13 protein-coding genes and 2 pseudogenes are annotated in these 15,674 nt (G+C 56.6%); 11 read left to right on the top strand and 4 right to left on the bottom strand.

Annotated elements, in window-relative coordinates:
• Positions 1-92 precede the first annotated feature (92 nt).
• The 6 genes and pseudogenes from AC3ITY_RS17145 to AC3ITY_RS17120 all read left to right on the top strand — a co-directional run.
• Positions 93-782, top strand: a complete 690-nt coding sequence (locus AC3ITY_RS17145) for an ABC transporter permease (RefSeq protein ID WP_489303865.1) — start codon at positions 93-95, stop codon at positions 780-782.
• Entirely contained in the window at positions 779-1,492 is a 714-nt protein-coding gene (locus tag AC3ITY_RS17140; RefSeq protein WP_489303863.1) for an ABC transporter permease, read from the top strand. The genes AC3ITY_RS17145 and AC3ITY_RS17140 overlap by 4 nt, the downstream gene beginning before the upstream one ends.
• Before the next feature lie 25 nt (positions 1,493-1,517).
• A complete protein-coding gene (locus AC3ITY_RS17135; protein ID WP_489303861.1) occupies positions 1,518-2,285 on the top strand; it encodes an ABC transporter ATP-binding protein in 768 nt (255 codons plus the stop codon).
• A 79-nt stretch (positions 2,286-2,364) separates the two neighbouring features.
• On the top strand, positions 2,365-3,564 hold the full coding sequence (locus tag AC3ITY_RS17130) for an amidohydrolase family protein (protein ID WP_489303859.1): 1,200 nt from the start codon (positions 2,365-2,367) through the stop codon (positions 3,562-3,564).
• Positions 3,561-5,036 carry an amidohydrolase family protein gene (locus tag AC3ITY_RS17125; RefSeq protein WP_489303857.1) on the top strand — a complete coding sequence of 492 codons (1,476 nt, stop codon included), beginning with the start codon at positions 3,561-3,563 and terminating at the stop codon, positions 5,034-5,036. The genes AC3ITY_RS17130 and AC3ITY_RS17125 overlap by 4 nt, the downstream gene beginning before the upstream one ends.
• A 22-nt stretch (positions 5,037-5,058) precedes the next feature.
• Positions 5,059-5,223, top strand: a pseudogene (locus AC3ITY_RS17120) (aromatic amino acid lyase); the annotation flags it as partial.
• Between the two features lie 10 nt (positions 5,224-5,233).
• Here AC3ITY_RS17120 and puuE read toward each other — a convergent pair.
• Both puuE and AC3ITY_RS17110 read right to left on the bottom strand, forming a co-directional pair.
• Positions 5,234-6,127 carry an allantoinase PuuE gene (gene puuE / locus AC3ITY_RS17115; protein WP_489303855.1) on the bottom strand — a complete coding sequence of 298 codons (894 nt, stop codon included), beginning with the start codon at positions 6,125-6,127 and terminating at the stop codon, positions 5,234-5,236.
• Positions 6,127-6,999, bottom strand: a complete 873-nt coding sequence (locus tag AC3ITY_RS17110; RefSeq protein WP_489303853.1) for a GNAT family N-acetyltransferase — start codon at positions 6,997-6,999, stop codon at positions 6,127-6,129. The genes puuE and AC3ITY_RS17110 overlap by 1 nt, the downstream gene beginning before the upstream one ends.
• Before the next feature lie 905 nt (positions 7,000-7,904).
• On the opposite strand from AC3ITY_RS17110, the gene AC3ITY_RS17105 reads away from it, so the two are divergent.
• The 5 genes and pseudogenes from AC3ITY_RS17105 (at position 7,905) to AC3ITY_RS17085 (ending at position 12,823) form a co-directional block, all read left to right on the top strand.
• The gene (locus AC3ITY_RS17105; protein WP_489303851.1) at positions 7,905-8,528 is read left to right on the top strand and encodes a hypothetical protein; all 624 of its coding nucleotides are present in this window, start codon (positions 7,905-7,907) and stop codon (positions 8,526-8,528) included.
• Entirely contained in the window at positions 8,521-10,395 is a 1,875-nt protein-coding gene (locus tag AC3ITY_RS17100; protein WP_489303849.1) for a helix-turn-helix domain-containing protein, read from the top strand. Before AC3ITY_RS17105 ends, AC3ITY_RS17100 begins: the two co-directional genes overlap by 8 nt.
• A gap of 14 nt (positions 10,396-10,409) precedes the next feature.
• Positions 10,410-11,396 carry an ATP-binding protein gene (locus AC3ITY_RS17095; protein WP_489303847.1) on the top strand — a complete coding sequence of 329 codons (987 nt, stop codon included), beginning with the start codon at positions 10,410-10,412 and terminating at the stop codon, positions 11,394-11,396.
• 2 nt (positions 11,397-11,398) lie between these two features.
• Positions 11,399-11,809 (top strand): annotated as a pseudogene (locus AC3ITY_RS17090) (TniQ family protein); the annotation flags it as partial.
• 42 nt (positions 11,810-11,851) lie between these two features.
• Positions 11,852-12,823 (top strand): hypothetical protein, encoded by a 972-nt coding sequence (locus AC3ITY_RS17085; protein ID WP_489311059.1) that lies wholly within the window; start codon positions 11,852-11,854, stop codon positions 12,821-12,823.
• 43 nt (positions 12,824-12,866) lie between these two features.
• Here the strand turns inward: AC3ITY_RS17085 and AC3ITY_RS17080 are convergent, their stop codons facing one another.
• Entirely contained in the window at positions 12,867-14,069 is a 1,203-nt protein-coding gene (locus AC3ITY_RS17080; protein WP_489303845.1) for a hypothetical protein, read from the bottom strand.
• 438 nt (positions 14,070-14,507) lie between these two features.
• Positions 14,508-15,656, bottom strand: a complete 1,149-nt coding sequence (locus AC3ITY_RS17075; protein ID WP_489303843.1) for a site-specific integrase — start codon at positions 15,654-15,656, stop codon at positions 14,508-14,510.
• Positions 15,657-15,674: the final 18 nt, after the last annotated feature.

Below are 15,674 nucleotides of genomic sequence, written 5' to 3'. Positions count from 1 at the left end.
CAGGCAAATTTTTGCGGCATTCAAAAACAAGAAAAACATGATTGAACAAGACAGGCAGTATTGGCTGAGCTGTCGTGTTCAAGGAGAAAGTAATGTCCTTGGTAGACTATGGGCCGCTGATAGCGAGCGGCACCTGGATGACACTGAAGTTGGCCATATTATCGCTGCTGACCTCAATACTGATTGGTCTGGCAGGCGCCAGTTCCAAGTTGTCAGGCAATCGGTGGCTGCGCAATATCGCCACCCTCTATACCACGCTGATACGCAGTGTTCCGGATCTGGTGACCATGCTGTTGCTTTTCTACAGCATTCAGATAGTCCTCAACCAGGTCACCGAAGGGCTTGGAATGGATCAAATCGATATTGATCCCTTCCTCGCGGGTGTAGCGACGCTCGGGTTTATCTACGGTGCTTACTTTACCGAGACCTTCCGCGGTGCTTTCCAGGCGGTCCCCCGCGGTCAGACAGAGGCAGCCATGGCCTATGGCCTTAGCCCATGGCAGGCGTTCTATCGTGTTTTATTCCCGCAAATGATGCGTTTTGCCCTGCCTGGCATTGCCAACAACTGGCAGGTCATGATCAAGGCGACTGCACTGGTGTCCATCATCGGTCTGTCCGATATCGTCAGGGTCACCCAGGATGCCGGAAAGAGCTCCATGCAGCTGTTTTATTTCACCGTGATCGGTGCACTGATCTATCTCGTCATTACCACTGTCTCAAACGGCATCTTGATATGGCTTAAACATCATTACTCCGTCGGCATTCGGGAGGCTGAACTGTGATCGCTATTATCCAGGAGTATTGGCAAGCGTATTTGTGGTCGGACGGCGCCAGCTTTTCCGGTCTGGCAATCACCTTGTGGCTGTTGGTGCTGTCGGTTGCGATCGGATTCGTGCTGTCGGTGCCGCTGGCCGTGGCTCGCGTGTCAAAAAACCGCTTTATCCGGATTCCGGTCTGGTTTTACACCTATGTGTTTCGTGGCACGCCGCTCTATATACAACTGCTGATCATCTACACCGGTGTCTACAGCCTGAGCGTGGTGCGCGAGCACGAGTTCCTCGACATGTTCTTTCGCGAAGGCTTCAATTGCACGGTGCTGGCGTTCGCGCTCAATACCTGCGCCTACACCACTGAAGTCTTCGCTGGCGCGATCAAGTCGGTGCCGTACGGCGAGGTAGAGGCGGCCCGGGCCTTCGGCATGTCGAAGTTCACCTTGTACCGTCGCATCATCCTGCCCTCGGCGCTGCGTCGCGCACTGCCGTACTACAGCAACGAGGTGATCATGATGCTGCATTCAACCTCGGTGGCGTTTACCGCCACGGTTCCCGACCTCCTGAAGGTCGCCCGAGACGTCAACTCGGCGACCTATGCGTCGTTTGAGGCCTTCTTCATCGCCGCGCTGTTGTACGCGGTGATTGCACTGTCGCTTGTCTGGCTATTTCGTCGCGGTGAAACCCGCTGGCTGGCCTTCCTGAAACCCCAGGCCGCCTGAAGGCCGCATACGCAGGGTCAACACCATGTACAAACTGACCGTAGACGATCTGTACAAGAATTATGGCAACCACGAAGTGTTAAAGGGCGTTTCGGTCAAGGCCAAGGCAGGCGATGTGATCAGCATCATCGGCTCCTCAGGTTCGGGCAAGAGCACCTTCTTGCGCTGCATCAACTTCCTCGAGCAGCCGTGCGCCGGGCGAATTACGGTGAACGCCGAGGAAATCCGCACCGAGAAGGACAAGAACGGTGGGCTGCGGGTGGCCAACCAGAAGCAGCTGCAAAGCATGCGCACCAAGCTGTCCATGGTGTTTCAGCACTTCAACCTGTGGGCGCACATGTCAGTGCTGGAAAACGTTATCGAGGCGCCGATGCATGCGCTTGGCCTCAGCCGCGATGAGGCGGTGGCCCGCGCCCGCAAGTACCTGGCCAAAGTCGGTCTGCCGGCCAGTATGGAAGCAAAGTACCCGTCGCACTTGTCCGGAGGCCAGCAGCAACGCGTGGCGATCGCCCGGGCCCTGGCGATGGAGCCAGAGGTGATGCTGTTCGACGAGCCGACCTCGGCGCTCGACCCCGAGCTGGTCGGCGAGGTGCTGAAGGTGATGCAGGCCCTGGCCGAAGAAGGGCGGACCATGGTGGTGGTGACGCACGAGATGGCCTTTGCCCGCGAGGTGTCCAACCACGTGATCTTCCTGCACCAGGGCAAAATCGAGGAAGAAGGCAACCCGGAGCAACTGTTCAAGCACACCAGGAGTGAGCGCCTCAAGCAGTTCCTTGCCGGCAACTTGAAGTAACCCTTTTGGTGACTCCGTAAACAGTGCCCCCGTTGGCTATCTGGCGACAGGGGCTCGCTCAAACAGTGGTGAGGTTCCAATGCTCAAATCGTTCTGGCTGCGTAATGTCCGTCCCTATGGCGGCGAAATTGAAGACATGCAGATTATTGATGGTCGTATCGGCGATCGTCAGCCAGCCAGTGGCAGTCCAGTCGCTGACTCTGACCTTGACGGGCAAGGTCAATTACTCGTTCCGTCACTGGTAGAAAGCCATATCCATCTGGACAAGACCCTGTGGGGGCAACCCTGGCGGCCGCACAGTGCAGGCCCAAACCTCAAAGCGCGCATAGCGAATGAGCGCCAGATCCTGCGCGAGCTCACATCGCCCATTGCCGAGCGAGCGGGTGCTTTGCTGGAGCAATGTATCGCTCGCGGCTCGCTGATGTTGCGCTGTCATGTGGACGCCGATCCCGAGTTGGGTATCGAGCATGTGCAAGCCATGTTGGAGCTGCGCGAAAGCTACGCCGACCTGGTTGATATCGAGTTCGTCACCTTCCCTCAGGTGGGCCTGGTCAACCGCCCAGGTGTTGAGGCATTGATGCGAGAAGCCCTGGAGCTGGGGGTCGAGGTAGTAGGGGGCTTGGACCCCTGCGGCATAGACAATGATCCCATCGCGCACCTCTCAATCCTGTTTGAGCTCGCGGACAAGTTTGATCGCGGTATCGATATCCACCTGCATGACGGTGGGGAGTTGGGGCTCTGGCAGATTGCTCGCATCATCGATTTCACCGAGCGCTATCATCGTCAGGGGCGAGTCATGATCAGCCATGCCTTTTGCCTGGGCATGAAAAACTGGGCTCAGGTGCTTCCGTTGGCTGAACGCTTGGCTGCCAATCGAATTTCACTCATGACCACGGCGCCTTCCGATATCGCCATACCACCCTTTACTGAACTGCTCTCGGCGGGGGTAAACGTCTGCCTCGGTTCCGATGGCATTCGCGACGCATGGACCCCGATGGGCAACGGCGACATGCTCGAACGCGCGATGCTGCTCGCCATGCGCTGCGGCATGCGAACCGACCCTGAAATCGGCACGGCGTTCGAAGCCGCCGCCAGCAACGGCGCCCTGGCACTTGGGCGAAGCGATTACGGATTGGCAACGGGGCAATCCGCCAACCTGTTGTTGCTTCCTGCAGAGACGCTGGGTGAAGCCGTCGTGGCTCGTCCACTGGCGCGCACGGTGATCAGCCGCGGAGTCGTCGTGGCGAAAAATGGCCATCTGCTGCGGAGCCGCTTGTGACTCAACACACACTCAACAAAGTGGACCTGCTGATCGAGCACGGCGTGGTCATCACCGTGGACGAGCAACGTCGCGTCATTAACGACGGCGCAGTGGCCGTGCTCGGCAACCGCATCGTAGCGGTGGAGCGCACGGATGAACTGCGGGCTCGCTTCACTGCTGAAAAAGTCATCGATGCACGCAACAAGGCGGTGCTCCCAGGCTTGATCGACAGCCACGCCCATGCCGGCCACGCCATGCTGAAAACCATCGGCGGCGGGGAGGGTGATGCCTGGATGGAGGCTTGCCAGACCATCTACACCTTGGCCTCCGGAGTCGGGTTCTGGGAGGTCGATGCCAGGTTGTCGGCACTGGAGCGGCTGAAATGCGGCACCACTACCGGCGTGTCGCTATTGGGCGGGGGCGATTCGATCATGCGGGTCGACGACCCGGTTTACGCGCAACGCCACGCCCGGGCGATTGCCGAAATCGGTACCCGCTCGGTGGTGGCCGTTGGTCCGTCACGGGCGCCAGCGCCACGCACTTATCTGGACTGGTCGACCGAACCACCCACTCGGCGCGACGTCAGTTTTGAGACCATGTTCGAGACCTGCGAAGAAATCGCCAGGAGCTGCGACGGTATGGGGAACGGCCGGGTACGCATTGCCATTACGTTGCCGGTGTATGCGCCACAATACGAGCCCGGCCATCGGGAACTGGCACCGCTGTTCCGCCAGCAAGCACAGGATTACCTGGCTCTGGCCCAGCGCTATGGCCTCACGTTCACCCAGGATGGCCATCGCGCCGGTACGCTTACGCTTGCGCACCGCGAACTGGGCTTGCTCGGCCCCACATCCTTCATGTCGCACTGCATTGACCTGACCGAGGAAGACATCGCCCTGTGCCGCGAGACACAGACCAGGATCGTGCACAACCCGAGCGCCATCATGTCGATCCTGGGGCGCTGCCCGGTACCGGAACTGATCGAGGCCGGTGTAACCGTCGCCCTCGGCTCCGACGGCGCCGCCCCGGACCGCGGTTACGACATGTTCCGCCACATGTTCCAGTGCATGCACTACCACCGCCGCCATTTTCGCGACCCGGACATCCTGCCCCAGGGCAAAGTGCTGGAAATGGTCACTATCGACGCCGCCAAGGCACTGTCGATGGAACATGAGATTGGCTCGCTGGAAGTCGGCAAGAAAGCCGACATCATTCTGATCGACCTGTTCAAACCGCACCTGATGCCGATGAACATGCCGGTCCACCGTGTCACTTGCTTCGCCAATGGCGGGGACGTGTGTACCACCATCGTCGATGGCCAGGTCCTGATGGAAGACTACGTCGTACGTGCCGTCGACGAGGCTGCAGTGCTGGCCGCGGTGCAAGAGGAGTCGGAACGCATGCTGGACCGTAGTGGCTTGCGTCATCTGACAGAAGAATCGAAAAACCTCTGGCGAGCGGCACGGTATCACGCGGCAGCCAGCCATTGAATGTGCCAAAGAGCAGGGCTTGAACCTGCCAATGTCCCCCTGGTTAAAGGAGCGTCTGTGGGAAATGGCCGAGAACACCCGTGGGATTCTCGCGGTGGAATGGCTGGCGGCCGTTCAGGGCCTGGACCTGCGCGACGGCCTGAAAACCTCGCCGAAACTGGAAAAGGCTCGGGCCATCCTGCGTAACCACTTACCACTCAGGCGGGGAATTGGGCTAACCAGTGCCTGGCAATCTCTTCGCGTCGGCAGATCCACACCGCGTCGTGGCCTTGCACGTAATCGAGAAAGCGCGCCAGCGCCATCGCACGACCAGGATGGCCACTGATCCGCCCATGCAGGCCGACGCTCATCATCTTCGGGTGTTGCGCGCCCTCCTGCCACAGCAGGTCAAAAGCATCCTTGAGCAACAGGAAGAAGTCTTCACCGCAGGCGAAACCATTCGGCAGCAGATAGCGGGCGTCGTTGTTGACCAGTGTGTAAGGGATTACCAGGTGGGCGGGCGAGCCTGGGAGCCAATAGGGCAGATCATCGTTGTAGGCGTCTGAGCTATAGAGAAACCCACCTTCCTCACGCAACAGGCGGCGGGTGTTCTGGCTGACCCTTCCTGTGTACCAACCTGTGGGGCGTTTACCGCAGATCTGCTCGATCACGTCGAGGGTGAGGCGGATATGGCGCCGCTCCTGGTCTTCAGGCATGTCGCGATAGTCCAGCCAACGGTAGCCATGCCCGGCAATCTCATGCCCGGCAGCGCATAGCGCATGGCCAATCGCCGGGGTGAGTTCCAGTGCCCGGCCGACGGCGAAGGCGGTCAGCGGCAGGCCTCGGGCGCTGAACAGCTCCAGAATGCGCCACACACCTGCGCGCGATCCGTATTCGTACATGCCCTCGACGCTCAAGTCCGCTTCCCCCACACGCGGCGGGCGGCCCGGTAGCTCGTGAAGCCAGGCCTCCGACTGCGCATCGCCATTGAGGATGCATGACTCCGCGCCTTCTTCGATGTTGAGTACGAACTGGACCGCGACGCGCGCTTCACCGGGCCATCGCGGGTGGGGTGGGCAGCCGCCATACCCGATAAGGTCGCGAGCGGACATCAGCCCAGCTCGAAGGTCGTGACGCCGAACACACGTTCGTGCGCGATCGCCGGAGGAGGGCCGAGGTACATGCGTGCGCAGCCGAAAACCTCGATCATGCCCTGTTGGTGCACGAGCGCCATCGCGGCGGGGTTATTCTCCGGGGCATCGAGAAACAGCGGGCCACCCTCGGCAAATTCCGCCAGGCGCGCGTAGAGGGCATTGGCTGCCAGGGCGTCATCGGCGAACAAGGGGCCGATCTTGTAGCCTTCCCGGCAGCGCCTTACTACGCCATAGCCGCTTAACCTGCCTTCGCGCTGGCAACCTACGGCGAGTGCATCGGCTTGGGCGATCCACCCGCTCAGGAAGATTGCGCGCGCGGCGGGGAAGCAGGTGCGGTCGTAATCGACAACCTGATCGAACGGGAAGTTGGCCAACGGGACGATGTCCTGGTCGTCTACCTGCGAGGTCGTCGGGCGTTCGGTGATCCTGGAACGAAAACGCATGTTTCGATGGGAGAAGACGAAACCACCCTTGGCGTAGTAGTCCTGCATCGTGAAGACGCCGTCCATACCGATGCTCGCGCCTGGGCGCAGGCGGGCGAGGAGTCGCTCACGGCGTGCATGCCAGAGGGTATTGCCCAGACCTTGACCGCGATATTCAGGCCGGACGATGAAAAACCCCATGAAACCGAATTCGCCATTGTAGGAAGTGATGGCGCCGCCGCCGATCAATTCGCCGCCCCGGGACGCCGCGATGAAGGCGGCAGGGTCCGTAGCCCAGAACAGCTCGGCATCGTGAAAGCCGGGATTCCAACCCTCACGGGCAGCCCAATCGACGAGTTCGTCCAGCTCGGGACGGGTCATGTTGCGTATGACCAGCTGATTCGACACCGCGAAGTTCTCCTCAGTCGCTAATTGAACCCTTTCGGTATAGCTTCAACCCGAGTATTGATCCAGGTCGTCACGTCACCTGCAGAACATGTTCGTCGCCATTGAACTGTCCTGAGCGCGAGGCCCGGTTGATGTCAGCGAGGGTGGAACATGCACCTGCAGGAACCGGGCCTGCCCGCGATGCAGACGACGCGACGTATCAGACAGACCGAGCCGCACCAATGTCAGTTTGCTTGAGCGAGGGGCACCAGCCCGACGCTTGTGAAGCTCGAGGAGTTGTGTAGCGTTTTGGGGGTTCATCCTGTCAGCCTAATAGCGGCGTGTTACATGCGGAAGGAAAACATCACGGATCTCAAAGCGTTTCTAGCTCAAGTGCGGAAAGATTTGAAAGCCATTGATTCTTGAAAAGCCATTGAGCGCAGGTTCTGTAGCTCATCAGAGCTTCGTGACATTTCGCTCGTGGCGAGAAGCCGGAAGGTATTTGGCGCCTCATCGCCGCGAAGGAAGCATTGGCCTGGCCCGATAGAATTGGATTTTGCAGGTGCGAGCCTAAACCTGGGATGCACCGGAGCCAAATTTGCATTTTTACTTCCTGTTTTTCTTGCGACATTGAAAAATAGAAACTTTAAAGCTTGAAACTTTTTATTTGCAAATCTACTTCCTTTAAAAAATATCCATTGTATTTATTTTGAGAACGTTTGGCTATAAAACGCTCATCCTTAGTGCGTATCTTTCTACTAGTTATAAGTTAAAGTTATGCAAAATGGCTTTTTATGTCTAAATAATATATTTGCTAGTGGTTTTTCGCCCATACTCCTACTGTAATTTTGAAACTCTGTAGCTCATGTGTAATTTTAAAACTTTGTAGCATGATGGATTTCATGGAAAAATCTAAGGGCTAGAGCATGGATCCACTTTCTCATCCTTCAAGACCAGCCGGCGCACCAGAATTTATCGTATTCAGTCATAAGCAGAATGAGAAAGTTAGCTTGTTCTGTCGGCCTACGTTGTGGCGCTTTGCCGAGGTAGAGTTTGACCCTTGGGTGAAAGAGGTGAGCGTCAACCAACGCGTGATCTATCTCGACGGGGGAAGCGTTCCAGTGGCCCTCGCTTTCGAAAGCAGGCACGCTTCCGTCCTTGTATTCTCCAAGCTAAGCCTGGGTACTTGCTCGCCGAGTCAGATTCAACAATATGCCGACGATAATGGTTTCCTGTGCGAAGTTTTAGATTCCCAGTATTTAAAATACGATCACACGCGTTACGAAAATTATCTGCTGATGCTTTCATATATAAACAAACATAGGGATTCACTTACGGAGCGAAATCTACGCGGCACGTTGAAGTGCCTTCCTCGCCAAGACCTATCGCTGAGCGATGCCATTCAGGCAGTCGAACAGGAATTTTCAGAGACGGGTGCAGCGTTAGTGTTTGAATTGATCAGAAGAGGACGTTTGACCGTCAAAAATTTAGTCTCGACTAAGTTAAGTGGCGCCTCCCTGTTGAGCCATGGAGACGTACTGGATGAGTGAACAGCGCTTTTCGAGATCAGAGCGTGTACGTGAAGGCTATGACTGTGATCACTGGGCCTCAATTGATTTAATGGTTTTGCCGGACAGCATTCGAGGCCAGACAGAGAACCGGATCAAAGCGATCCGAGCCTTCTTAAAGGAGGGCGCCTCGCTTGATGAAATCCAAATAAAGTACGGCATACCCCGTTCGACACTCTACCGTGCGATAGAACGATGCGAAGCGCTTGATAAGAGCGGAAGTCCGGTTGGCTGGGGAGCTGCTATTCCCTACATGCGCACCGGTGAAAAAAAGTACCATCGGACAGCTCCCGCTGGCTCGTCATCCCAGCAGGGGTACTCGGGAGCGTTTACTCAACTAGTCGAACAACACCGAGGTTTGGCGGAGTGGTTGAAGGCGCAAGCAAGTAAATATAAACCCAGAAAATCGGGCGGCGACTACTTCATAGCAATCCATAAAGCGTTCGTGCGAGAGTGTATTGAGTGTGGCGTGAAAGAGGATGAGTATCCACGAAATCAGAAAACTAAAGGCATTAGCGGCCTCAGAAAATGGCTGCAGGATAAGCATAAGGAGTTACGGGCGGAGCAAGAATTGCGATCCTACGCGTCCAATGAAAATGCCCGGGATATCGACCCCTCTGATATTTTAGAACAAGTTGAAGCAGATGGGCACAAGTTGGACATACGGTTGGTCATTCGTGATGTGGATGCTTACGGAGAGCCGGTAGAGTATGAAATTCTCAGGGTCTGGCTGATTGGTCTGATTGAGAAGTACTCACGGTGTGTACTGGGTTACTCATTGGCGTTAGGGCATAACTATGATCAGGTGGATCTGCTTACGGCAATCTACCGCGCCTTGAGTCCGCACACGCGTCCACCTGTTCGTATACCTGACACCCATTATCACGAACAGGGGGGATTCCCCTCAGAAGCGGCCGGGGCTTGGCAGACCTGGTCCACATTAAAACTGGACAACGCGTGGGCCCATAAAGCAAAGCATGTAATTGAGGTGTTGACGGATAGGTTGGGTTGCGTGGTGGAGTTTGGCAGGCCGCATACCCCAAATGACCGCCCTATCGTAGAGCGTTTTTTTCTCTACTTGGTGCAGAATTTCTCTCATCGCGTAATCGGCACTACGGGCAGTGAGTCTAAAGATGAAATAAAAGCGCGCTTATCACCAAAATCAAAAAATCCGCTAAAGATGCTGTTGTCGCTCGATGAGTTGGAAAGTGCATTAGATATAGTAATCTCTGATTATAACGGCCGGCCCAATTCGGCCATTCAGAACCATGCCCCCCTGGATCTCTACCTGTTGCGCTTGTCCGCTAGAGCGCTACCACCGAACACGCTGCCTATCCGCTTCCAGCATGAGGCGGCTTTTACGAAAGTTCGTGAGATAAAGACAGTAAAGACCAATGCGAAATATGGAGGGGCTTACATCAATTTTGCCTACCAAAAATATCGAAATCCAGACGTGCTGCGCAGTAACTCCGTCGGGCAGAAGATGATCATCGAATATTCGCGTAAGGATGTATCTTCGATCAATTTGTTGGATGAGTTTGGGAAGCTCGTTGGTGTGCTGACACCGCCGCCGCCTTACTCCACCACGGCGCACAGCTACAAATTGCAAACGGATATATCAAAAGCCGTTAAAGATGGTCAGTTTCGATTTTCGGACAATGAATCATTCATCGAAGCAGTTCGAAGGTTTCAGCTGAAAGGCAACACAATAAGCCGGGCGAGTGCCACAAGTTTCTACAAGCATGTGGGGGGCGTTTCATCAAGGCCGCCCGTTGAAGAAACCACGCTGCCTGTGGAGCCTGAACCACAACATGACCGCGTAAAGCTCTCCAAAGTGTTCACTTTCTAATAAGGAGGCTGCAAATGGACATTCAGGATACCCGGCCCATCGAGGTTGAGCTCCACCCCGTTTGTAATCAGCGTTATTTAATACCGACCTTCTCAATTGGAGAGACCTACGCATTGGTGCTTAAGGTTATCCGGCGCAGAGACTCGGGTTTAGTGATTTGGGGGCATACTCGCTACGGCAAGACGTGGGCGATGATGTACTGCCAGCAATGCCTGGTCCAGGATTTTCCGGATTTCCCGGTGGTCATTTACAACGCAAAGCGAGAGGTGTTCGCCACCAAAGGTAATTTTTACAACTCATTGCTGGCGGTCGTTGGCCACAAGCAATCGAGTGACAACGTCAGCATTTCAAAAAAACATCTGCGGCTCGTGAATTTTATGGAGCAAGCAGCACTCAAGGATCCGCGGCAAGTCTTCATTCTCTTCGTGGATGAAGCGCAGCGACTCCAGCAGCCGCATTATGACTGGATCAAAGACATCTACAATGACCTGAGGTTGAAAGGGGTGACTCTATTGCCAATTCTGGTCGGTCAACAGCAGTTGTTGGACCAGAAAAAAGCACTCCTCAAGTCCGGTGTGGAAGGTGAAGCCATCGTCAATAGATTCATGCTTTATGAGCATCCTTTTCGCGGCATACGCGAGAAAGAAGACTTCGGGACCTGCCTCGGCTTTTTTGACAGCACCCCCTATCCGGCCACCACCTCCTGGACCTTTACCAAATTCTTTTTACCGCAGGCCTATGCCAATGGTTTTCGGCTAGCGCATGTCAAGGACATCTTGTGGGATGCTTTCTGTGATAGCTATCAGGAGTTAAAGCTAAAAAGCAAGATGGAGATACCCATGCAATATTTCAGCAAGACCATTGAGATTATTCTGCGTGACAGTGTGGACCTGGATCAGCCGGAGTACACCATCACCAGAGAGTTCAGCTTGCGGTCAATCCGTGAATCGTGGTTTTTAGCCGCAACGCTCAACACGAAGACTGCTGACCAGAATGCCTGACGATGATCATTGTCCCTGATGCGAAAACGCTCAGCGTTGTACCTAGGTACTGCCCTGTAGCTCCTCGGTACATGGTCTACGAGTCTGCCTATTCTATTCTTAGCCGGTTTGCGCTCTACAACGTCATCCGTGGCGATGCTGTGGTCAAGATCTTCGCCCCGGCAAAGAATCCGGAAGGGGGTAGGCGTAGCCGATGGTTAAACCTTGCCCATAGCGCGTCCGTTAATCCTGTGGCGCTCCAAGAATGCTTCAGCCTGGATGGCGCACAGCGAGATGCTCTTTTTTTAGTCCCATCAGCACTGCCATTCAGTGAACACGTCGCCACCACGCTAAGAGTGTGTCCAGTGTGCCTGGCGCGCGGCGTGCATTATTCCATCTTCCAGTACCTGCTCATCCAGCAGTGTCCAATCCATCAAGTCGAGTTGACTCAAACCTGCCGAACTTGTGGTGGGTCCATGGATTATTCACTGAACAGCAGGTTGTTCCAGAAGCAATACGCTTGCCATCATTGTGGTCGACTCCTGTGGTACAAAGAAAGCAGAAGTGGATGGTCGTACCTAAATAGATCTGGGCTCAATCGCTTGACGTTGGCGCATCGAATATTTGAGCGTGGCAGGGACCGACGGGTCTATTTTGATATCAGTCAGCCTACCAATGTGTATTTCGATAATACTGTGCATTTTTCCGCTGCCACCCACGATTTTGTCGTGCGCCAACGGGCACTGTTTAAAGAAGTTCAAAGCTGGGTTACTACAGGACGGGGCAGGCTTGGCGCTGGCTTTTACCGGACAACCAACATCGGCCGTCGTGTAACCCTTGAGGAGGCGCTGAGCGATGAGACGGTCGCCGCGCTTGTTCCTGCGCTGAAAAGTATCTTTCGGCAGATAAGAAAGCGCGTGTTGCCGGGCATCCGGCTGAGCAACCGGCGCTTGGCCGGAATGTGGAGAAACATTGAGGGGAGTGAAATTCCTCGGTCAGGGTATCGGCTGGCCGGCTATCTTGACTGGCTCTGCTTTTGGTATGACGTACAGGCGCCCGCGGATTTGCGTTCGAAAGCGCGGCCCTCTCTCACCAGGAAGCTTAGAGCCTGGCTTGACTCCAAGCGGGCACACGAAGTGTTTACACTATTAAAAGGAAAGCCCGAAATGCACTGGCTGATAATGAAGATATTCGCGCATGAGGTCGCTTACTTCATGGTCAGGCAACTGCAATCGTTCTCAGCCCCCGAGCCCGGTGCCGGCGCGACCGAATCAAACGGGGTCGTCTATCACCGTACCGTCGGCCCTGCTGCATGGGCAGTGGTGGTGCTGGCCACTGACGCAACTTGTACATTTCATTTTTGCGCCCGTTGCGCGCTCATTGAAATGGGACGGCCGTATATGACTGCTGCAGAGCAGCGTGCGGCGGTCGCATCGCTGTCGCATTAGTTCCCCGCAGTCTAAGGAAACTAGTGCCTCCTTCACCAGCGGGTCAGTTGTCGTTATCGTCTTCGGTAATAAAGACCCAACCGTTGCGGAAATTGGCACGCGACAGCGAATCGGGTATGCCGGAAGGGCTTGTATCTTTCGCAGCGTCCGAAGCCATTCTGGAGTTACGGATCGCATCGTCCCAATCTACGTAGCAATATTGGTCATCCCGCGCTGTCGATGGCCCATGCGTCAGCCCGTTGTCACCCTCAGGCGAAAACTGGAGATTGACAACTTTTGTGAGTGCTTCATCGCGGGCACTTACTACCGTTCGTTCACTGACAAACCCTTTCGGAAAGGGGGCTGCGTCGTGACAGTAAAGGTCGACTGCCCGATCGCAGTTTACACTCGTCACCATGAGCGCAAAGCGATAGCGGCGCTCCAAGACGGTGTCTATCTCATGAGCGTCCATCGTGAACTCAACCTGAGCATCCCCCATGCTGAACAAGTGGTCATGATTGCAGCGGTACGCGGCCAGGTGATGATGCTGACCGAGCAGCACTTGCAGGAGCATGACCGTACCGCCAGTCAGGTGGGCTTTTTGTCTATTACCGAATTGGAGGTACCAGAAATCAACGCCTTCGGAAATCAAATCAGCACAGCGAGTTTTGGCGAGGTCGGAGGTGGTGCACCCCGTTTCCTGCAATACGCGCAGCATGGCCAGATCTCTCACCCAGTGGTCTAGACCCCGGCAGGTGTCGTGTACCAGTTCCAGGCCTTCGGCTGAGTACAGCTTTGCATGCGCTGTGAGCTCAGTCGTACGGACAAAGTGGGCGGCTTGACGGTAGAGTTTCTTCATCTGGGAACGCAGGGGGTCCAGATTTATGCCGAAGCGATGTTCCTGCCAATGCATGACGGCGGCGATTCTGGAAGCGGCCTGGCGATTGCTCAGTCGACCCAAGCCCTTCAGTTTACGATTGATGAGCACGTCGTCGATGTGTATTGGCAGGTAGTAGTTCCTAGGCTCTGTCGGCTCACCCGGTCCGGGGTAGACACTGATATGTGAAAGATAAAAATACATATAGGCCTCTACTGGTAGCAGGCTATCACTGAGTGATTTGTACTGTGTGTGGCGTAACCATAAGTCAACATGCTGCAGATAGCGCGCCACTTTGCGCTGCCTGCGTAACGGGATGGTGTGCAGTAGAAAATCGGTGATTTCCTGACCCAGCCCGGGGAGGAAATAGATTTTTTGCATTATTGCCATGGGCTGCTCCGATAGGCATTCATCACGGATGAATCGTGCACGAGGGTTCCAGTACCGCGGCCTCTCTCGGCGCTGATCACGCGCAGCGCCTTGATCCAGGCCCTCCTGGAAGCACCGCGCCTGGTGCGCAGCCGCCGCTTGGCAGATCCCAAGAGTCCCTATAAACAACCCATGGAGGAGGCGTCCCACAACGGCCATGCCGCGCCGCCCCTGGTCATTTGATTGAGTGCACTGACGCTCGGTAGGGTTCCCTGCTCGGTGCCCGACGCCGCTCTGCTTGCAGCCTAGCAAACATCCTAGCGAGCATTCACTGCAAGAGGTTGCGCTACCTGCAAGCGGCTCGGCCATTTGCCCGTCGGCGCGGTAGAGCTCAAGTGCGCCTACTTCGAGTAGCCATGCGTCGATCGCATGGCAGCCCGACGCATGGACTGGGTGGCGCTAGGATGTCTGGTCGCTCTGTGCCACCACCGACGCCCCCTCATCAGGCTGCGCAGCCGCTACCGATGGATCTGAGAGTAATTGGCAGGCCCGACTGCCCAGCAGCGAACCGGCCTGGAAGTAGCCCATCACCGTGCTGACACTGCGGTGCTCGGTCATCGCCATGACCTCGCCCAGCGGCACGCCCTGGCGTCCGGCCTCGGTAACAAACCCTGAGCGCAAGCTGTGCGCCGCCCAATCGCCGTCCAGTCCGGCCAATTTCGCCCGGCGCTGCACGATGCGCGCGACTTGATCGGCCGACAATCCCGTGGCTCCGACCTTGTTGCCTTTATACAGCCGGCGAAACAGCGGGCCGGCGTCGGCCGGCGCGGCCTTCAGCCAGGCCGTGAGCGCCTGCGCTGCGGGGCCGCGCAGCGGCTTCTCCCGGCGCACGCCGCCGGTGTCGGTCTTGGTCGCGCCGAGGGTATACAGCCAAGTGTCGGCGTCCAGTTGGCGCACATCGCCCACTTGCAGGCCGATCACTTCCGAGCGCCGTCTCCCGCCACCGCTCCAGGCCAGCAGGAGGAGGGCGCGGTCGCGAATGCCGCGCAGACTGTCGTCACAGGTGGCGAGCAGCGCTTGTAACGACTCGAGCACGATCGCGGTTTTCTTGCGCACGTTCATGCCCTGGCGTGACTGGGCCTTGCGCGCCTCACGCAACAGGGACTTCAGTGCCGGCGCCTCGGTCGGACTGTCCCACTTGTTGAGCCGGTGCCATTTCCCCAGCACGGCCAGGCGGTGACTAACGGTGTTGAACGCCAATGGCCCCGGTTTGTTTTTGATCCGCGCCTTGACCAGGGTCGCATCTATTCCGGGCGGCAACAGGTGTGTCCAACCGCCATGCTCCAGTGGTCGAGCCAGATGATCGAGGACAAACTGAATCGCCACAGCGGCCGGCAGCGGGGCATCGCCCAGCGCTTGGCCGTAGCGCAGCTGCAGCCAGGCCGACCAGTAGGTGAGGGCGCTGCGGTAGCTGCGCACGGTATTGGCCGCGGTGCCGGCGGCAATAAACGCCGCCGCGGCCTCCTGGGCGTTGAGCGCCAGGGCCTGCGGGTCGAGGGGCGTTGCGTCGACCAGCGCTAACTGATCGGTAGTATTGAGTATGTTCATCGGACTGAAATTTCCGTC

The organism is Pseudomonas sp. GL_091, from assembly GCF_057837725.1.
The sequence above is the reverse complement of the archived record's forward strand: the minus strand, read 5'-3'. Positions and strand labels throughout refer to the sequence as shown.

Bases quoted from the DNA above. Each gene is read 5' to 3' on its own strand.
- AC3ITY_RS17145 (WP_489303865.1), top strand. From the start codon at position 93: ATGTCCTTGGTAGACTATGGGCCGCTGATAGCGAGCGGCACCTGGATG.
- AC3ITY_RS17135 (WP_489303861.1), top strand. From the start codon at position 1,518: ATGTACAAACTGACCGTAGACGATCTGTACAAGAATTATGGCAACCAC.
- AC3ITY_RS17130 (WP_489303859.1), top strand. From the start codon at position 2,365: ATGCTCAAATCGTTCTGGCTGCGTAATGTCCGTCCCTATGGCGGCGAA.
- puuE (WP_489303855.1), bottom strand. From the start codon at position 6,127: ATGTCCGCTCGCGACCTTATCGGGTATGGCGGCTGCCCACCCCACCCG.
- AC3ITY_RS17105 (WP_489303851.1), top strand. From the start codon at position 7,905: ATGGATCCACTTTCTCATCCTTCAAGACCAGCCGGCGCACCAGAATTT.
- AC3ITY_RS17100 (WP_489303849.1), top strand. From the start codon at position 8,521: ATGAGTGAACAGCGCTTTTCGAGATCAGAGCGTGTACGTGAAGGCTAT.
- AC3ITY_RS17095 (WP_489303847.1), top strand. From the start codon at position 10,410: ATGGACATTCAGGATACCCGGCCCATCGAGGTTGAGCTCCACCCCGTT.
- AC3ITY_RS17085 (WP_489311059.1), top strand. From the start codon at position 11,852: ATGGATTATTCACTGAACAGCAGGTTGTTCCAGAAGCAATACGCTTGC.
- AC3ITY_RS17080 (WP_489303845.1), bottom strand. From the start codon at position 14,069: ATGGCAATAATGCAAAAAATCTATTTCCTCCCCGGGCTGGGTCAGGAA.
- AC3ITY_RS17075 (WP_489303843.1), bottom strand. From the start codon at position 15,656: ATGAACATACTCAATACTACCGATCAGTTAGCGCTGGTCGACGCAACG.